Origin of the sequence: Bacillus paranthracis, assembly GCF_001883995.1 — a bacterium.
GTDB classification, from domain to species: Bacteria; Bacillota; Bacilli; order Bacillales; family Bacillaceae_G; genus Bacillus_A; species Bacillus_A paranthracis.
In genome coordinates, this window is sequence record NZ_MACE01000070.1 from 1 (window position 1) to 1,894 (window position 1,894).

The 1,894-nt window shown below is 35.3% G+C and carries 2 pseudogenes; both read left to right on the forward strand.

The features are described 5' to 3' along the window. Positions 1 to 1,054 (forward strand): annotated as a pseudogene (locus tag BAQ46_RS24420) (hypothetical protein); the annotation flags it as partial. Between the two features lie 20 nt (positions 1,055 to 1,074). Next, positions 1,075 to 1,894 (forward strand): annotated as a pseudogene (locus BAQ46_RS24425) (adhesin); the annotation flags it as partial.

Consider the following 1,894-nt stretch of genomic DNA (forward strand, 5'->3'; position numbering starts at 1 on the left):
ACGAGCAGAAGCGGAAGCGCGTAGAAAAGCAGAAGAAGAAGAAGCAAGGAAACGTGAAGAAGCGGAAGCGCGTAGAAAAGCAGAAGAAGAAGCAAGGAAACGTGAAGAAGCGGAAGCACGTAGAAAAGCAGAGGAAGAAGCAAGAAAACGAGCAGAAGCAGAAGCGCATAGAAGGGCCGAAGAAGCAGCAAGGAAAGAAGTAGAAGCACGACGGAAGGAAGAAGAGAGAAAACTTGAAGAAGTAAGAAAAAGAAGATTAGAGGAAGAAAATAAAATAAAAGAAGTACAACAGAGACAAAAAATAGTTGTAGCTAAAGGTGAAACAGAAAGTGATGAGATTAATTTAAATAAGGAAAGAGATCTACCAAATGAAACTAAATTTGAACAAGAAGAGAAAGTAGTAATCGATAAAAAAGGAATCTTAAATAATATGAAAAAATATAAGTACGCTATTATAGGAGTCGCATCAATTGTTTTATTAGTAGTAGCAGGTTTTGCCTTTAGTAATTTGAAGAATTCACAGGCTGCATCTGCAAATAATGTAAATAGTCTTGAAGTTAATGCGAATTTAATAAATGGATTAAGGTTATCTGCAGTTCAAAAATATCAAGATGCTGCCTTGGAATTTGATAAAGTGGATTATAAAAAATTAGGAAAAGAAGATAAAAAGGCGGTTTTATTTACGTATCTATTAAGTGGTAAAGCACAGAAGGCAATTGACTTAGAACAAGATTTTGCAGAATCAGTAGTTTCATATTATATAGCTGTAGATAATTTGAAAAAAGTAAAAGAATTAAAAACAAAAAATCCACTAATTAATTTTGAAATTGCTGCATTAGATAACAAACATGAAGAAGTTATCAAATTAAGAGATCAAGTGCCACTAGATGGCAGAAGAGAAGGAATTATTGTTAATAGTTATTTGAAATTAAATAAATCTGAGGAAGCTAAAAAGTTTGCTCAAAAAGTTGGAAATAAAGATTTACTCGAAAAAATTAATAATTCTACACCTAATAGTTCTGCTACTTCTGTAGCAACTATAAGTGCAGGTTAGGTAATAGGGAGGAATTGATTGTGCCTTTAGATTATTCGAAAATTTTAAAGAAAGTGTTACTTACGACTACTGTAACTACCTTAAGTGTTGGGGTAGTTACAGGCTGCTCACTGTTTTCTTCTGAAAAGAAGAGCACTAAAACAGCATCAGTATCTAAAAAGAAAAAGGATAGTGAAAAAGAAAAGAAAAAAGATGAGAAAAAAGAAGAAAGTAAGAATGAGCCGACTGAAAATCTAAATACTAATGATTTTGATGAAATCATTGATAATGCAAAACGTAGCTCTGACCAAAATTTAGCCGGTATCATTGAAAATAACAAAACCAAAAAGAAATTTGATGACTTAACAGATTCAATTGCAACCGCAGCTATAAACTCAGATCGTAACTTAGCATCAGTTATTGACGGTGATAAATCAAATAATCGTTTTTCAGATTTAAATACTTCAATTGCATCAGCAACAAACAATCCTTCTGTCTCGGATAATAAGGATAGTAAGAACTTTGTATTTGGTGGCGATCTAAATATTAATGATGGTGTGGCTATTGCAGATAACTCAATACCTCCAATTAATAATGATAAAAAGCCACCTACTTCTGGTGACACTAGTGGCGGGGAAGTGAAACCGCCAACAGGTGGTGAAGGTAATAATGGAGGTGGTACAAAACCACCAACAGGCGGAGATGGTAACGATGGTGGAGGCGGTACAAAACCACCAACAAGCGGAGATGGTAACGATGGTGGAGGCGGTACAAAACCACCAACAGGCGGAGATGGTAATGATGATGGGGGCGGTACAAAACCACCAACAGGCGGAGATGGTAACGATGGTGGGGGCGGTA